Source organism: Clostridium sp. UBA2485, assembly GCF_002341865.1.
Lineage (GTDB): Bacteria > Bacillota > Clostridia > Clostridiales > Clostridiaceae > Clostridium_J.
This window is the reverse complement of the sequence record NZ_DDOV01000044.1, coordinates 33,682-51,914: the sequence shown is the minus strand read 5'-3', so window position 1 is coordinate 51,914 and position 18,233 is coordinate 33,682. Positions and strand designations below refer to the sequence as shown.

11 protein-coding genes are annotated in these 18,233 nt (G+C 28.0%); 6 read left to right on the top strand and 5 right to left on the bottom strand.

What is annotated here, in order from left to right:
* Positions 1-416: 416 nt before the first annotated feature.
* Complete coding sequence (locus B3603_RS08100) at positions 417-2,552, top strand: HelD family protein (protein WP_291563058.1); 2,136 nt, start codon at positions 417-419, stop codon at positions 2,550-2,552.
* Positions 2,553-2,896: 344 nt separating this feature from the next.
* Here the strand turns inward: B3603_RS08100 and B3603_RS08095 are convergent, their stop codons facing one another.
* Positions 2,897-3,184 (bottom strand): hypothetical protein, encoded by a 288-nt coding sequence (locus tag B3603_RS08095; RefSeq protein ID WP_291563055.1) that lies wholly within the window; start codon positions 3,182-3,184, stop codon positions 2,897-2,899.
* A 484-nt stretch (positions 3,185-3,668) separates the two neighbouring features.
* Between B3603_RS08095 and B3603_RS08090 the strand changes: the two genes are divergently transcribed.
* Entirely contained in the window at positions 3,669-5,429 is a 1,761-nt protein-coding gene (locus B3603_RS08090; protein WP_291563052.1) for a MutS-related protein, read from the top strand.
* A gap of 83 nt (positions 5,430-5,512) precedes the next feature.
* The gene (locus tag B3603_RS08085; RefSeq protein ID WP_291563048.1) at positions 5,513-6,895 is read left to right on the top strand and encodes a bifunctional metallophosphatase/5'-nucleotidase; all 1,383 of its coding nucleotides are present in this window, start codon (positions 5,513-5,515) and stop codon (positions 6,893-6,895) included.
* A 539-nt stretch (positions 6,896-7,434) separates the two neighbouring features.
* Here the strand turns inward: B3603_RS08085 and B3603_RS08080 are convergent.
* On the bottom strand, positions 7,435-8,691 hold the full coding sequence (locus B3603_RS08080; RefSeq protein ID WP_291563044.1) for an MFS transporter: 1,257 nt from the start codon (positions 8,689-8,691) through the stop codon (positions 7,435-7,437).
* Between the two features lie 71 nt (positions 8,692-8,762).
* Positions 8,763-9,398 carry a TetR/AcrR family transcriptional regulator gene (locus tag B3603_RS08075; RefSeq protein WP_291563041.1) on the bottom strand — a complete coding sequence of 212 codons (636 nt, stop codon included), beginning with the start codon at positions 9,396-9,398 and terminating at the stop codon, positions 8,763-8,765.
* Between the two features lie 518 nt (positions 9,399-9,916).
* Between B3603_RS08075 and B3603_RS08070 the strand changes: the two genes are divergently transcribed.
* Positions 9,917-11,461, top strand: coding sequence for a putative polysaccharide biosynthesis protein (locus B3603_RS08070; RefSeq protein WP_291563038.1), 1,545 nt, complete (start codon positions 9,917-9,919; stop codon positions 11,459-11,461).
* Between the two features lie 160 nt (positions 11,462-11,621).
* Here the strand turns inward: B3603_RS08070 and B3603_RS08065 are convergent, their stop codons facing one another.
* Positions 11,622-12,731, bottom strand: a complete 1,110-nt coding sequence (locus tag B3603_RS08065; RefSeq protein WP_291563034.1) for a PRK06851 family protein — start codon at positions 12,729-12,731, stop codon at positions 11,622-11,624.
* A 682-nt stretch (positions 12,732-13,413) separates the two neighbouring features.
* Positions 13,414-14,601: a cation diffusion facilitator family transporter gene (locus B3603_RS08060; protein WP_291563030.1), complete on the bottom strand. Its 1,188-nt coding sequence runs from the start codon at positions 14,599-14,601 to the stop codon at positions 13,414-13,416.
* 253 nt (positions 14,602-14,854) lie between these two features.
* Here B3603_RS08060 and B3603_RS08055 point away from each other — a divergent pair, with 253 nt between their 5' ends.
* Both B3603_RS08055 and B3603_RS08050 read left to right on the top strand, forming a co-directional pair.
* Positions 14,855-16,156, top strand: coding sequence for a M18 family aminopeptidase (locus tag B3603_RS08055; RefSeq protein WP_291563027.1), 1,302 nt, complete (start codon positions 14,855-14,857; stop codon positions 16,154-16,156).
* Positions 16,157-16,392: 236 nt separating this feature from the next.
* Positions 16,393-18,102 (top strand): sigma 54-interacting transcriptional regulator, encoded by a 1,710-nt coding sequence (locus tag B3603_RS08050; protein ID WP_291563025.1) that lies wholly within the window; start codon positions 16,393-16,395, stop codon positions 18,100-18,102.
* The last annotated feature ends 131 nt before the right edge of the window (positions 18,103-18,233 follow it).

Genomic DNA, 18,233 nt, shown 5'->3' with positions numbered 1-18,233 from the left:
TGAAATATTTTTAATAGATACATAGCTACATTAGGACTTGCATGAAGAAATTATTTTATAATATAATAGAGCAGTAATAGAAATATTTTACGTAATTTGGTAGAGTGAAATAAAGATAATTCACTAGATTTATATACAAAGGTTTATGTTAATACTATTTAATATAAACCTTTATATTTTTTAAAGACTAATAAAGTACATTCAAAAAATGGCTAGTCGGTATACTCATCTATTTCTTTACCATACCGGGTTGTCATAACTTGAACTAGCATGGAAATCTATCTATTTGTTTGATGCAAAATATACTTCATATCTTTGACTTGTTATTTTCATTTAGATGTCTAATATTATTTAATCTTACACAATTATAGTAGTCTTAAAATTTATATTATTTTATTAAGAAAGGAAATGATATCTTGCATAAGAAAGAAATAGAAGAAAAACTTAAAAAAGAATTAGAAGTTTCATTAGAAGAAGAGAAGCTAAAAACAGTTATAGAAATATTAAATCAAGAGATATTACAGAACCTAGAAAAGCGTAAAGAAGTTACTAAATATATATTAGACTATAGAAAAGGTGTTCTTGATGAATATAAGGATGATGAAGATAAAATAATAGAATACTTTGACCATGAAAGATTTGTTAAAGAAGAAGCATTTAAAACTATAGATAGAAAACTTAAAGAATTTAACATACTCAAAAGCTCTCCCTATTTTGGAAGGGTAGATTTTAGGGAAGAAGATTTTGGGGTTGAGAAAATTTATATAGGACGTTTTGGGGTGACGCCAGAGGACAGCTTTGAACCTCTCATCATAGATTGGAGAGCACCTATAGCATCACTTTTTTATAATGGAACTTTAAATGAAGCACATTATGAAGCACCTATGGGAATAGTAAAAGTAAATATGCTAGCAAGAAGACAGTTTATAATTAAAAAGGGTATTTTAGAAGGAATGTTTGACTCAGATATAAACATTAATGATGAAATACTTCAAATGGTATTAAGTAAAAATTCTTCTGAAAAGTTAAAAGATATAATTATGACCATACAGAAAGAACAGGATGATATTATAAGAGAAGAAAAGAATAAAGTAGTAGTTGTTGATGGAGTAGCAGGAAGTGGAAAAACCACTATAGCTCTTCATAGAGTGGCATATCTTTTATATAATTATAGAAAACTTTTAGAAGATAAGGTACTAATTTTAGGACCTAATAGTATATTTATGGATTACATTTCTGAGGTATTACCTAGTCTTGGAGAGAGTGGAACAAAGCAAAATACTTTTTTAGATTTTGCATTAGACCTTTTAGATATTGAAGAAGTATTAACGTTAAAAGAAGTGATGGAAAAAATATTAAAAGGTGATGAAGGTTTTAGTGAGGATATAGCGTATAAAGCTTCTTTAGATTATAAAAATTATTTAGATAATTATATAGAAAATCTTAATAAATGTTATTTTGAGTATAAGGACATTATCTTTAGAGATAAGATAGTTATATCTAAAGATGAAATGGAAAAGATGTTTAATGTATATTTCAGCAACTTACCTTTATTTAGACGTAGTAAAAAAATAAAAAGAATTATATACTCTAAACTAAAAGATGTCAGAGATGAAGAGTTTAGAGAAATTGAAAAGAAATATAAAGAAGAAAAAGAAGCTATTCCTAAAGATGAATTACTACTTCACATAAATAACTTAGATTTTCAAAGAAGGCTTAGCATAAGGGAGCTTATTCAGGATTTAATGAATTTAAAGAAGAATCTAATTTATTTAAACTCACCAGATATTCTTAAGTTATATAATGAAATTAATAATAATAAAGAGTTACATGAAGGTGATTTAAGTTCAATACTTTATTTAAAGGTTAAATTGGAAGGACTAAAATTAAAAGAAGAAATTAAGCATATAGTAATTGACGAAGCTCAAGATTATTCACCTATACAGTTTATTGCAATTAAAGAATTAACTAGATGTAAATCTTTTACTATTGTAGGAGACAGTAATCAAAGAATACTTCCTCTTCAAGGTAAGGTAGCTATGTCAAATATGGAGGATTATATTGAAGATTTCGATGTAGAGCATTTTAATCTTCATAAAAGTTATCGTTCTACTAGAGAGATAATGGAATATGCTAATGATTTTTTAACTAGCAGTAACATAGTACCATTAGTTAGAAGTGGTAAAGAAGTTAAAGAAATAAATTTAGAAAATAGTAATGAATTAAATGATAAAATAGTTGAAATAGTTGATAATATGAGAAGTGAAAAATTAGAAAATATTGCTATTATTACTTACAATACTGAAGAGGCACGTGAACTAAATGAAGGATTAAAACATAAGTTGAATTTTAAATTAATAGATAAAGATTATATACAATACTCTCATGGTGTTGTTGTAATACCTTCTTATTTTGCAAAAGGATTAGAGTTTGATGGAGTAATAATAGTCAAAGAAAATAATTTTATAGAAGAAGGATATAGTAATGCTAACAAACTGATGTATGTAATGGCGACGAGAGCACTGCATCAACTATATGTAATAAATAAATAGCTTAAAGCAATGCACAATTTAAAATTCATAATTCACAATGCGGAGGAAATTAGTTTTGATTAAACTAGCTTCTTTAACTTCTTTTTATTAGCAATACAATTGTTAGTTTTTATAAGAAGTTATTTTGTAACTTCAAAAACAAACTAATTCTAAAATTCTCAGCTTCTGCTGAGAGTTTCCACAATTGAGGATTGTGAATTGAAAAAGTTGTGAATTTAATATTTCTAGCTAAAATGCTAAAAATAACGTTTATTCTCATATATACATTAAATTTAGGATAAGTATAATCTATATTATTGCAGATATTATTAAAATAAAAAAATCGTGATTGAATCACGATTTTTTTATTTTATTATAGCAATTAATCTTTCAATCCAGAATAAAGTAAGTATACCAGCAGTAAAGAAAAATAATCTTCCTTCTTTTTTCTTATTTCTAGCATATATAGTCTTTATTCCAATAAATATAAAACCTACTATTAAAAATCCATTAGCAACTAAAATTGATATAATTTTTTGCTCTTCATTGAGATTTTTATAAAATATAGAAAAAATACTAATTACAATAGCTATAAAAGGAAATCCCAAAGTAGTTATTTTATATATTAAAGAGTTTTCATTTTTAAAATCCATAAATTAAATCATCCTTTCACAATTTTTATACAACTAAATAGTATATAGCATTTTAATCTATTATAAAAGCATTTATAAATGTGCCACTTTGAAATTTAGTCTATACATTCATAAAATTGTATTATTAAATTGTTTAAGCTTGCACTAATATGGAATTGAGAATTGGCTATTTACAATGGACAATTATGGTGAATTCTCAGCAGAGCATGAGAATTTTTAAACTGATTATTTTTATTAGAAAATAGTTAAGAAGCATAGCTTTTTAACTAAATTTCAACTTCAATTGTCCATCCTCAATTCTCCATTGACTAAAGTTGTTGATTAAAATATTTAAGGTATAGTTGCTGTTGATAAATTAATTTTAAGTAGCATATACATGATATTATTTTGTTATATGAACAGCAAATTCATAAAAAATTCCCTATAGTTTAAAAATGTGATACCATATTTATAGGATTTTATAACATGTAGGGGAGATAGGAAGATGAAACAAAAAATAGTTATATGTAAAGCAGCTTTTATGTTTTTTCTAGGATTAATGGGTGGATGTATACTAGGAACATTAACACTAGGAAGGGAAAAAGGTGTACTATATTATCAAATAGGAATTCCACTATGTATATTATTAGCAGCAATTGCTATTTATTTTTATAGCAGAGAAAAGAGATATAAAAAAATACTTTATTTAAAAGAAAATTGGCCTAATGAAGTAGAAACTAAAAGAGATTTTAATAAAATTGTTAAGTTTTTTAAAGAGATAAGTATTGATTTTTATGGTGAAAAGATAGGATATACTATCGATGATCAAACTGCTAATGATTTAGATTTAAATGATGTTTATAAAAAATTTGATAGTACAATTACAACAGCAGGACAGCATATGCTTTATCATATTTTAAGAACTCCTAAATTAAAAAAGGAAGAACTTAAGGATAGGGATAAGATTATAGAATTATTTCAGAATGATAATGGCATAAGAGAAGAAATTCAAGTTAATTTGACTAATTTAGGAAAACAAGGAAATGGAGATATAATAAATTTATTTAATAGTACAACTAAAGTAGATAAAATGAAGAAATATGTTTATAGCTTTTTAGCTCTAATACCAATAGTGGCAGGAGCGAGTTATTTTATTATAGGTAGTAAAGCTATTTTATATATAATTATATCATTTACTGTTAATACTTTTATTCATCATAAATCTACTAGTGAAATAGTGGATGAAGTAGATTCTATCGCTTATCTAGGTAATTTAATAGCTATAAGTAAAAATTTATGTAAAATTAAGAATCAACAATTAGAGGATAAAATTAAAAATATAAATAATAATTTAAAATACTGCAATACAATAGATAAAAAAGCTGTATTCTTATCTTCTGCTGAAGGCGTAGATATTTTAATGGATTATGTAAATAGTATATTCTTAACGAAAATTAGGGCTTACTATAGCATAATTGAAATAATACAAAAAAATAGAGAGCATTTAATAGAAGTATATAGTACTTTAGGTGAATTAGATGCCTTAATTGCTGTAGCCGCATATAGAGAGAGGGGAAAGGGATATTGTAAACCAAATTTTATAGATAATGATCAATACATATCGATAGTTGATGGAGTGCATCCCCTTATTGATGAACCAATAGCCAATAGCATAATGCTTGATAAAAAAGGGATTATACTTACCGGCTCAAATATGTCTGGTAAATCTACATTTTTAAGAACTGTAGGAGTTAACATATTATTAGCTCAAACAATATATACTGTATGTGCTAAAGAATATAAAGGAAGCTATTTTAAATTATTAACTTCTCTTAGTATTACGGATGATGTAAATAGTGGTAAAAGTTATTATCTAGGAGAAGCGGAAGCACTACTAAGAATTTTAAATTCTTTAGAAGGAAATATAACTACCTTTTGCATGATAGATGAGATATTTAGAGGAACAAATCCTATTGAAAGGGTTGCTTCATCAACAGAGATTATTAAATATATTATGGATAGAAATGCTATAGCACTTATAGCAACTCATGATTTAGAGCTTACAGAAGTTGCTAAAGATAAGTACGAATGTTACTATTTCTCAGAATTAGTAGATGAAGAAGAAGGATTAAAATTTGATTATTTAATGAAAAAAGGAGTATCTCCAACAAGAAATGCAATTAAGCTCTTAAAGTTTATAGGATATCCTGAAGAAATAATAGAAGGGGCTAATGAGAGAGTAACTATGGCGTTAAAAAGTGAATAACAAAGCTATAAATTTACTAAAGAATATATAAAATAGAGTTGATTAAATGTTGAAATTTCAATATATTATGGAGGCTGGGGAAAATGGAATTAACTATACTTCATACCAATGATATTCACAGTAATTATGAGAACTTTTCTAAAATAGTATCTAAAATAGAGGAATTAAAAGATGAAAATACCATAATTCTTGATGGAGGAGATTTTGCTGACTTTAAAAGAATGGAGTTACAGGGTACCGATGGAATGGCTGCAGTAGATTTATTAGAGTATAGTGGCTATGATGCAATAGCTATAGGAAATAATGAGACTTTTAATGGACTTGATATACTAACAAATATGGCCACTACATCAAAGGTTCCATTTCTAGGTTGTAATCTTTATAAACTAGGATTTGAGAATATTAAAGGGGTTAAAAAAAGTACAATAATAAATAAGAATGGCGTAAGAATTCTTATTATAGGGGCATCTCCTGACTTAGGGGTATTTAATACATTAAGTGGTATAGAAACAAAAGATCCCATAGAGTCTATAAAGGAAGAGATAGGGTTAAATAGTGGAAAATATGATTTATGCCTAATCTTATCTCATTTGGGGATGGATAAGGATAAAGAAATTGCAGAAGAGATAGATGAGGTTAATGTAATAATAGGAGGTCATTTTCACATATTAATGGACAAGCCAGAAATAGTTAATAACACTATTATACATACCTCTGGATGTTATGGAGAGAATTTAGGCTTATTAAAAATTAAAGTTTATAAAAATAATGTGGAATTATTAGAAGGTAAAAATATAAATGTAAATACTTGTGATTTATGTGAAAATGTAATAAACATATTAAAAGAGAATAAAGAAAAAGCATTAGATAATCTAATGAAGCCATTATATAGCATACCTGTTGATTTATGGCATGATGTGGCGGAAGAAAATCCTATTACAAACTTACTTGCAGATGCCTTAGCTCACGTATTTAACTGTGATATAGGCATTATAAATAGCGGAGTAATTAATGGAGGGATTAAAAAGGGTGAAGTTTCAAGTAAAAAGATTTTTGAGATATGTACATCACCTTTAAATCCAACTTCCTTTGAAATACAAGGAAAATATCTAAGAGAAGCTTTCCAATCTTCCTTAGACAGCGATGTTTGTTTTAGAGATGGAAGTGGACCAGGTTTTAGAGGGAAATATTTAGGTCGAATTCATGTTTCTAAAGCATTAATAGAGCATGATGGCAGAAAGGTAAAAGATATTTTTGTTAATGGAGAAAAACTTCAAGATGATAAATGGTATAAGGTGGCAACATCAGACTATCTTCAAAGAGGAACAGGATATGAATCACTAAAAAATAATAGAAATGAAATATATACTAAAGAATACTTAAGAGATGTATTAAGAGAATATATGGGAAAAAGAGAATTTTTAGAGAAAGCTATTAAAGATAGATGGATATTAAAGAAAGGTTAGAAATACTCTTATATTTTTAAAACATGGTTTAGAAACCATGTTTTTTATATGGATTTTAATCTGTTAAAGAGGCAAGTAAGTAAAACATTAAATCATCTAGTATATTGTAGATGTTGATAAGTTATACAGAAAACTCATCTTTCCATTATAAGAGAAGTGTTTAGGTCGCTATTATAGTGAGAGAAAGATGAGTTTCATGGATAAAAGTTTAGTAAATAAAATCAATGTGAAAATACTCCATATAAAGATAAGCCAATGAAATCTCTTCATAAAGTGATAGAAAGTTTCCATATTGTACTTTTTCCTTGCAGCTTGAGCAAATGTAAATATGGTCAATCAGTTTCAGCAGCATTTCTTGATGAAATTAGTTAACAACAATATACTTCTTGATAAGTGCAAGTAGTGTATCAATATCCTTATGTCTTTGTTTGGAGAGGAAAGTTTTTCTTTTTTGGTGTGTTGATCGGTTTCTGTAGATCAACAATGTTACATTGGTAAATTTGTTCTTTAAAATCTATTTTTAGAATTCGCATAATCATCTAAGCAGCGTCATCCTCTCTTTGGTACAAGACCTTTGCCAATACAGTCGTAAGTAGCATGGCTGCACTCATAAATAATGTGGGAAGGTAGACCTTTAGACTAAATGTTTCAAATAGAATACCATATAGTATCTGTCCTACCGGAGCCGCACATTGTGCAACTGCAGTAATAATTGCCATAACCTTTCCCAATAGATTGTTGGGAGTTTGTTTTTGTACACGGGTCAGTACAAAAATAGATAGAATTGTCATTGCCATTGCAATAGGAACTACACAGATAAAAAAGAGAATAAACGCAGGATAATATCCAAGCTTAAGAACCATAGGAGAAAGGGAGATTGCCATTGGCAGAGCTAAGAGAGCAATCATAAGCAGCCATTGATACAATGTTTTCATTTTCATTCTTTCGGCAAAAACGCCAATGGATAGTGCACCTAAAATAGTACTGAACTGAATAATTCCCATTCCAATTCCATATAGCGTTTCATTGCTCTGCATAGTGACACGCAAAATGATTGGACCACCTACAACAAGAAAAGGAGTTAAAATCAGGTTTAGCAGAGCTGCAAGAACCATGGCTTTGAGAATATAAGGCTGTTTTACAACATAAACAAATCCCGCTTTCAGATCCTTTGCGATTGTGGGAATAATATGTCTCTCTGGCTCTCTTTTTACAAAAGGAATCTTTATAAAAATTTCCATCACCGCGGATAGGAAAAAGGCAATACAACTTATCACAATCAACATTTTTAAGCCTAACATACCATATAGTACACCGCCTAATACAGGAGCGGCAACGTTGGACAAAGCACTCACACCACTTACAATACCATTTGCCTGCTCCAGCTTGTTTTCCTGTACCAGCAAAGGGATACTTGCCTGTACAGCGGGCTGGTACATCGAACTAATGAGAGCTAGAAGCAGCATAATCATACCAATGACAAGAATAGTTACATTTCCTGATATCAAAAGGTAGAAGAAACATAAAACAAGGGCGCTGCTTGTAAAATCAAAAATGACCATCAGATTACAGCGATTGAATCTATCAGCAATAGCTCCGCCAATGGGGGAAAGTAGTAGGGGAATATTCGATATAGCATATAATGTGGCATAGATATCTGCCCGACCAGTAATATCAAGTACATAGAGGGATAGTCCAAATCGTAGCAAAGCAGAACCAAGGATAGATACGATTTGCCCTAGCACCATAAGATTAAAGTTTTTAGAGGATGTCTGAAAAGAATAGTTATTTTTCATAATGAACACACACCTTTCATGCTTAGACTGACCGTCAGTCTATAAAATTATAAAAAAGAGCAGCCTCTTTTTTATGTTTGGGATGCAAGTAGTTGTAAGATATTATCAAAACTGCCTTTTTTGGCCCCTAATGTGGTTTCCATGATGGATACAAAGGCTTTCACTTTTTGCAACATTTCATCAGGATTCCAAGCAAACAAATCCTCATCAAATAGAAAAGCAGAGGATGCAATTAAAAATTCTATGGTTTCTTCTGGATAATCTGTGGCAAATATATTCTCCTGAATTCCTTGGCGGATGACTTCTGCCAAGATAGGCGTTAAATGGCGAATAGTCTGAACCAAGCTTTTTTGGTGCATTTCTGCATTGCCCTTCTGATGGAATTGTTCAATCATTTGTTCCTTGCTATCTCCATTTTTCGGTCTTTGTGCAATTAAGATTTGGAACAATTTATCAATAGTAGGTATACTTGAATCAGATGCAATTTTTTTTGCTGTGGCTACGTCCGTACTTACAATCCGCATAATAATGGCATCCATCACTTCTTCTTTGGATTTGAAATAATAATAAAAGGTTCCCTTTGCAATACCAATTTCATTCAATATGTCAATAATAGTTGTTTTGGTGTAGCCTTTCGTGGTAAAAAGCATTTCAGCGGCATCCAAAATTTCATTTCGCCGTTCCTGTGGTTCTTTTATAATTCTCATATGTAATACCTCCATATCTATAGACTGACCGACGGTCTATAGATATAATATACCATATTCTTGAAGTTGTCAAGCTCTTTTTGTGAGGAATGATGGACAGAAAAATATCAAAAGTTTTATTGAGGTTTAGAATACTAGATTAGTTAAGGAAATCGAGAGGAGATAAGAGTTTATTGGTATTTTTCAGTGCTTCACTTTGAATTGCATTGATAGTAGTAGTTTTGTAACTAGCCTGTCTCATAAACTGAGATAATATAGATGATAATGACCAGTGGATTTTATAATCAATATAACCTTAATTCAAAAGGCACTTTCTGCTCCTTTCAGTAGATTAAGCACTAAAAGAATTGCAAAAATCACCACTTCTAGAGGTAATCATGGCTGCAAATACTAATAATAGAGAATTATTTAAAATATGTTTTTAGAACCTTTTATTTAAGAGAGTTGTTAAATAATACTATTTAATATAGAATGATTATTATGAATTTAAAATATTTAAGATAAAGAGAGGATTAATTATGAAGGCACAATCTGCAGGTAAAGGTTTTTTAGTACTATCTATATCTTCATTAATTGTGAAGTTGGTTTCGCTATTGTATTTACCTATATTAAATATAATTATTACTACAGAAGGCTATGGGGTTTATAATATTGCTTATATTTTTTTTGCATTTATATACACTATTAATTTAGGTGTGTCTGTAGCAATATCTAAATCAGTATCTCATTATACTTCTATAGACAATAAAAAATCCTCTAGACAGTGTTTTGAAAATGCAAAAATAGTTATTTATATATTCGGCATTGGAATAGGATTAATTATGTTTTTCTTTTCAAAACCTTTAGCAAACTTATTGAATTATCCTGATGCATATTTAACAATAAAAATGCTTTCACCTACGGTATTGATATCAGGTATACTGGCAGCTTATAGGGGATATTTTCAAGGGAAAAGAAATATGATTCCTACGGCTATTTCAGAAATAGTTGAGCAACTTATAAATGTACCAGTGAGCCTATATTTTGCCTCAAAATGGATTGAAGGTGGTATAGCAAAAGGATGTGCAGGAGCTACCATAGGCTCTTTTACAGGTGCGTTAATAGCATTAATTTATTTAAGAATTCTTTTTATAAAATCAGAAAAAGAGAAATATAGCTATAGCTTTTTACCACATATAGTAAAAGAAATATTAAAGTATGCTATTCCTGTAACTTTAATTTTAGGATTACAGCAATTTATTAGTTTAGTGGATTTAGCACAGATAAAGGGTAGATTATTGTATATTGGATTTGATCATTCTCAAGCAGATAAGCTTTCTGGTATATTAGGGAATTTTAACACTTTAATTAATGTACCTATGACTATAATATCTGCATTATCTACAGCATTACTTCCATCTATAACTTCTTCTTTAGCTTTGAAGGATAATATAAATTTACAAAATAAAATATCCTATGGATTTAAACTTTGTGTATTAATTTCAATACCAGCATTTGTAGGACTTACAGTTTTAAGTTCTCCTATATATAAAATGCTGTATCCTACTGTGCCGGAAGGTCACATTCTTATGAGATTTGGTGCCATTATTATATTATTATGGTCTATAATGCAAATTCAAGTTACTATACTTCAAAGTATGTCTAAGACATATAGATTGTTTTTACACATATTTATAGGAAGTGTATTTAGAATAGTGGTAAACTATTTTTTAGTAGGAGTGCCTTCCATAAATATCAAAGGTGCAATAGTAGGAATGGGTATTAGCTTTTTAATTCCAGCAATTTTAAATCAATATTATATAAATAAGAAGCTAAATATAAAGTTAAGAATATATAATTTTAGCTTAAAAGTGGTAATTTCAGCTTTAATTATGGGAATCAGTTGTTACATTTTCCAAAGCAACTTATTAAGTATATTTAACAAAATAGCAAGTAGTGATTATATAGCTAATGGATTATCTGTATTAATTTCAGTAATTTTTGGTATTGGAATCTATGGATTTTTAGTATATATATTAGGAGCAGTTAAAAAAGAGGAAATTAAATTTTTTATAAAGCGATGATAAATATAAATTAGATAGAGGAAAATATAATTTATATTTTAGACATTGAAACAAAATAAGTCTTAAGTTTTTTAAAATAACCGCACAACCATTGAATTAGGAGGTGCAGTTATTTTAAAACTAGGAATATTTAATTAATTTTACATCTAAATATATAAATTTATTTAGTATTGTTTTCTTTTAAATATTCTTCTTCATATTTTAATAATTTATTTATAACTTCATTTGTTACAGCATTAACTTTTTCAAAATCCATATTTGGTATATATAGTTTTTCAAGTTCATCATGTAATGTCTTAGCATTTTCTATACAAGATAAGGCTTTATTTAATAGTATATAAAAGGTGTTTTTTACCTGTTCGATTTCATCCTTATTTTTTTCTATAGAGGATGAATTAAGGAAACTAGTCATGTCAAATATTCTTCCATCAAAAGTAAGTTTATTAATTTCATTTGAAGTAATAATAGCTGTATTTAATTCAGGGATTAAAACATGTTCAATCTTATCTGGCATTAGTGGAGTATGAAGTACTTCTACATAATATCCTCTTCTAACACCTTCTTCATATAAGTACTGAAGAACATCAGTCTTTCCTGTACCAGGAGGACCTTTTAAAATATATATATTTTCATAGTCTTCAATTAAATTTGTTATAAAGCTTATGACTCCAGCTGGAGTAAAGGCAGTAGCGAATAAATGTCTGTCATAGCCTAATTTAGAAATATCTTTTTTAAATATGGTATTTTTTAATTCCTCTTTAAATACATTTATTTTGTTCATGTTCAAAGCATCATTATTGAAAGTATACCAATCTTCATAAATATCTTTTGCAGCAGCTAAAAATCTGTAAGCTCTTTTGAATGTTTTACCTATTTTTTTATTACTATCAATAATTAGATCTTTAGAATCTTTAAAATCATCTTCTCTCCAACATTCACCCATGTTTAATATTTCATCTACTGCACCAGGATTTATAGGATCAACCACATGAGGTGATGTTGCATCTAACAGTGCAACATTAAGTCCTTTAACTACAACTCCATCTAGAGAATTGCTGTCAGAGGAACAATGATGATATTCTACAGTATATCCTTTTTCTAAAAATAAATTGCCAACTTTTTTCATTAATGAAGATTTTCCAGTACCAGGACCACCCTTTATACATATAATTCTTCTAGCTTCATCTTGAGAAAGAATATATCTGTAAAGTGAATAAAATCCTTTAGATGTATTCCCACCTAAAAAATAGTGCCTTTGCTTTTTTAACATATAAGATCACACTCCATAATTTCATATCAGTATATGATATTCATTTATTTGCAAAAAGTTAACATGTAATACTTTAAATGTATGCAACCTATATTATACTATAAATCAAAGAAATGGTTAACATTTATGTGCAATATTAGCAAAATCAATGAATTTTACATGATAATTTTGGAAAATATAAATCAAGTTTTCAATATAAATGAAAAATGAAGAATTATGGTTAAAAATTTATCGTCAAAGTATTTGAAGTTTTTTAGAATAATTTTTATTTTAGAAATTTACTAAGGGTGAATTTCTTCGTAAATTCTTCACTCTTAATTATTAATCTTTAATTTTTAAGAAGTAAGCTATTTTTATAGAAAATCTATTTTCCATAGTATATTTTAAATTTTCATATTGGATACCTATAGCAATTACATTTATGTTTGTATTAAATTTTAACTTTGTTGCAACTTATATAAGATATTAAATTTTATATAATAATATATATTCTTTCTTAAAGATAAAAATATTATTTTTAAAATTTATTATGATGTAATATAAAATTGAAATTCGAGAAATTAATATAGTTAATAAGATTATAAAAAGATATATATTTAATTTATAAAATAGCCCCATGTACAAATTTTGTACATGGGGTTTGTAATTAATATAAATTCTAATGAAGTACTACAGTCTTTTCTTATTCCACTCCAAGATAATCTTTATCTATAGTTATAATAACATTATATTTGGAGTGAATTTTTTTAATTGAATTATCTATATCTTTAATCAGCTTATGCTCTTCATCTTTTGATAGATGATGGCTTACATCTATAACTGCATCAAAAATTAAGTTTTTAATCTCACCTTCTCCTACAACTCTAAAGTCATGTATAGATTTTATTATAGGAAATTCTTCTAAAACTTCATTTAGTATATTTCTATCATTTAAAACATCTTCACTATTTGTATTAATAGGATCCATGTGAATAACTAAATAAATATCAAGTTCTTTAGAAACTTCTTTTTCTGCTTTATCTATAATTTCATGAATCTTTACTATAGAAATATTACAAGGTACTTCAGCATGTATTGAAGCTATTATTCTTCCAGGCCCGTAATTATGAATCATTAAATCATGTACACCGCATATATTGTCATAGCTTAATACTGATTTTTGAATACTTTCTACTAATTCTTTATCTGGTGCCATACCTAATAATGGATTTAGAGTATCTTTTACTAAATTATAACCTGCATAAAGGATTATCAATGATACTACAATCCCCATGTATCCATCTAGTGGAAATGAAAAAAATTTAGATAGTAACAAAGATAATGCTACAGTACTTGAAGATATAACATCACTTAAAGCATCTACAGATGAAGCTTTGAGTGCAGAAGAGTCTATAGTTTTTCCAACATATCTATAAAAGCTACTAAGCCATATTTTAAATAAAATAGATACTAAAATTAATAAAAAGGGTATTAGAGAAAAATTTACTGGTGTTGGGTTTTTAATTCTTTCTATTGAGCTTAAAACAAATTGAAATCCTACAATCATTACAATAAATGCTACAATAAGTCCAGAAATATATTCAATACGTCCATGTCCAAAAGGATGCTCTCTATCAGCAGGTTTACTAGCAAGCTTAAAGCCAAAAATAGTTATTACTGATGAACCTACATCTGATAAATTGTTAAAGGCATCAGCTATTACAGCAATACTATTACTAAAAATACCTATTGTAACTTTTACTCCAAACAATAATAGGTTTATGAGTATTCCTATAATTCCACCTAGATATCCATACTTTTCTCTTACATTTTTGTTTTTTACATCTTCATAATTTTTTATAAACTTTCTTACAATTAATTTAGAAATCATCTAATCACCTCAATGAAGCATATTTATTATCACTAAATTATACCATAATATAATAAATATGTTTTAACAATAGCAATCAACTATAAAAGACAAAATTGAATTTAAAATTTATTTAAAGGGTTTTCTATATAGATTATAATTCAAAGAGTGCTTTCGATAATTTGTGCTATATCTTATTATTTCAAAAATTCATAGAAATATTATGGAGAAATTTGTTATACTAAAGGTAATAGATATTTTGGAGGTGTATAAAATGTCACAACAATTAGAGTTTGCAAGAGAACTTATTGATTTTTTATATGAAAGTCCAACTGCTTTTCATGCGGTTAAATCAGTTAAGGAAAGATTAAATAAAGCTGGATTTACAGAAGTTAAAGAAGAAGATAAATGGAATTTAGAAAAAGGTGGAAAATACTATACAACTAAAAATAATTCAGCATTAGTTGCTTTTGTTGTAGGTAATGGAGAAATAGAAGAACAGGGATTTAAACTAGTAGGTGCTCATACAGATTCACCAGGATTTAGAGTAAAACCAAATGCTGAAATGACGGTAGAAAACTCTTATGTAAGACTAAATACAGAAGTTTATGGTGGTCCTATATTAAGTACTTGGTTTGATAGACCTTTAGCTATAGCAGGAAGAGTGGTTTTAAAAAGTGAAAGTATACTTTATCCAAAAACAACACTTATTAATATAAATAAACCATTATTAATTATACCTAATATAGCTATACATATGAATAGAGAGGTAAATAAGGGTTTTGATATAAATGCACAAAAGGATACATTACCAGTTTTATCATTAGTAAATGAAAGCTTAGAGAATGGTAATTATTTATTAAATGCATTAGCAGAGGAATTAAAAGTATCTAAGGAAGAGATTATTGACTTTGACTTATATCTTTATGAATATGAAAAAGGAAGCATAATGGGACTAAATAATGAATTTATATCTAGTGGAAGATTAGATGACCTTCAAATGGTTCATGCAGGAATTGAAGCTCTAATAAGAGCTGATATTACTAAGGGAACTAATGTTATGGTTTGTTATGATAATGAAGAAGTGGGAAGTTCAACTAAGCAAGGTGCGGATTCTGACATGCTATCTAACATATTAGAAAGAATAGTAATATCTCAAGGGAAAGGTAGAGAAGAATTCTTTAGAGCATTAGCTAAATCTTTCATAATTTCAGCAGACAATGCTCATGCCGTTCATCCTGCTGCACCAGAGAAACATGACCCAACAAGCAGACCGCTTATGAATAAAGGACCAGTTATAAAAATAAATGCAAATCAAGCGTATACTACTGATAGTGATTCCGATGCAGTTTATGAGGAGGTTTGTAAAAGTGCGGGAGTACCTATACAAAAGTTTGTTAATCGTTCAGACTTAAGAGGTGGTAGCACTATAGGACCTATAAACTCAACACATATTAACATTCGTTCAGTAGATATAGGAAATCCTACTTTAGCGATGCATTCAATAAGAGAACTAGCTGGAGTAGAAGACCATACTTATGTAATGAAATCTTTTATAGAATTTTATAATCTATAATTTGATAAGAGCTAATACGATATTTAATGTATAAACTAAATATCGTATTAGTTTTTTATATATAAAGCAATATACCTATACCTTTAAATATTTCAATTCATAATTAACAATGTAAAATTTACAATTAAGGTTGAAATTAATTTCTTTAAAGATTTAGCTGAAAGGTATAACTTTTTAGTTGTTCTCTAATAAAAACAAACTATTGAAAAATATAAGGAGAGGAGTTTTATATTATTATGTATGATGATTATGTTTTAGAAACTTTAAGCTCAGTATTAGAACATATAAATATTGGGATAATTATTTATGATATTAATGAAGAAGTTAAGTTCTTGAATAACACTGTAAAAGATGTTTTTCAAATTGAGGAAGAAGTAGTAGTAGGTAAAGCCATAAGTGATATTTTGCCAAAGTACCAACAAGTTAAAATGTTTAATAGATATAAAAGTGAAAGCAATAGCACTATAAATTTGGAAGAAAAAATTATTCTATTTAATTCAGCTGAACTTGTGAAAAATAATCAGCTTATAGGAACAATTTGTGTATTTAAAGATATAACTGAATTGAAAAAAGCACAAGCACAGTTAAATATAGAAAAGGATTCTACAGAAATATTAAGAACTGCTTTAGATATGGCATATGATGGAATAGTAGTAGTAGATGACAAAGGATATGTAACTGAAATAAGTAAAGCCTATACAGATTTTTTAGGAATTGATCATGAAAAAGCTATTGGCAAACATGTTGAGGATGTAATTGAAAATACTAGAATGCATGTTATTGTAAAAACAGGAAAAGAAGAAGATGCCCAGTTACAAAGTATTAAAGGTAAATATATGATAGCTGATAGAAAACCTATAGTTATTAATGGAGAGATAAAAGGTGCTATAGGAAAAGTTCTTTTTAGGAATATAACTGAGCTTAATTTTTTTTATAAAAAGTTTAGTAAAATTCAAAAGGAACTTGAGGATTACAAAGGAGAAATTCAACAATTAAATAGTGCAAGTTATTCTTTTTCAGATATTATTGGCAATAGTGATGAGCTACTTGAAACTAAAAGATTAGCTAAAAAAGCAGCAGCTACCGTTTCAAATGTTTTATTAATTGGAGAAAGTGGAACAGGAAAAGAATTGTTTGCACATTCTATACATAAAAATAGCAGTAGAAAATATGGATCTTTTGTTAAGGTAAATTGTGCAGCAATTCCATCTGATTTATTAGAGTCTGAGTTATTTGGCTATGAAAAAGGAGCATTTACTGGTGCAAAGAAAGAAGGAAAGATGGGAAAGTTTGAATTAGCAGATGGTGGTACTATCTTTTTAGATGAAATTGGTGATATGCCATTACATATGCAGGTAAAGCTTTTAAGGGTAATACAGGAAAAAGAAGTGGAAAGAGTAGGATCTATTTCCCCAAAAAATGTAGATATAAGAATTATTGCTGCCACAAATCAAAATCTTAACGATATGGTCAAAGAAGGAAAATTTAGGGCAGATCTATATTATAGATTAAATGTTGTTACTATAAAAATTCCTCCTTTAAGAGATAGAAAAGATGATATTGCATTATTGACCAATTTTTTATGTAATAAAATTTGTAAAAAGTTAAATAAACAACCATGCAAAATTTCAAAACAAGTGTTAGAGTATTTTAACAATTATAAATGGGAAGGTAATATTAGGCAATTAGAAAACACAATAGAGAGAGCTATTAATGTAATTGAAGAAGAAAATATCCTTTTACCTAAGCATTTACCTGCAGAAATAACAGGAGCTAAAATAAGCACAAAAATAAAAAAACTCGAAGACATTATAAATGATGCGGAAAGAAATGCAATAATAGCTGCAATAGAAGCTTGTGATGGCAATAAATTAAAAGCAACGAAGCTTTTAGGGATAAGTAGAACCACCCTATATGAAAAAATTAAGAAACATAAAATTATTTGAAAATTGTATCTATTATAAGAAAAATGTGCTAAAATTCGTACACATTTTAAGGTTAAATCTTAAAGTGTACGAATTTTAGTACATTTTTTTATTTGTAATTTTAAAAATATACGGAATTCCTTACATAATTA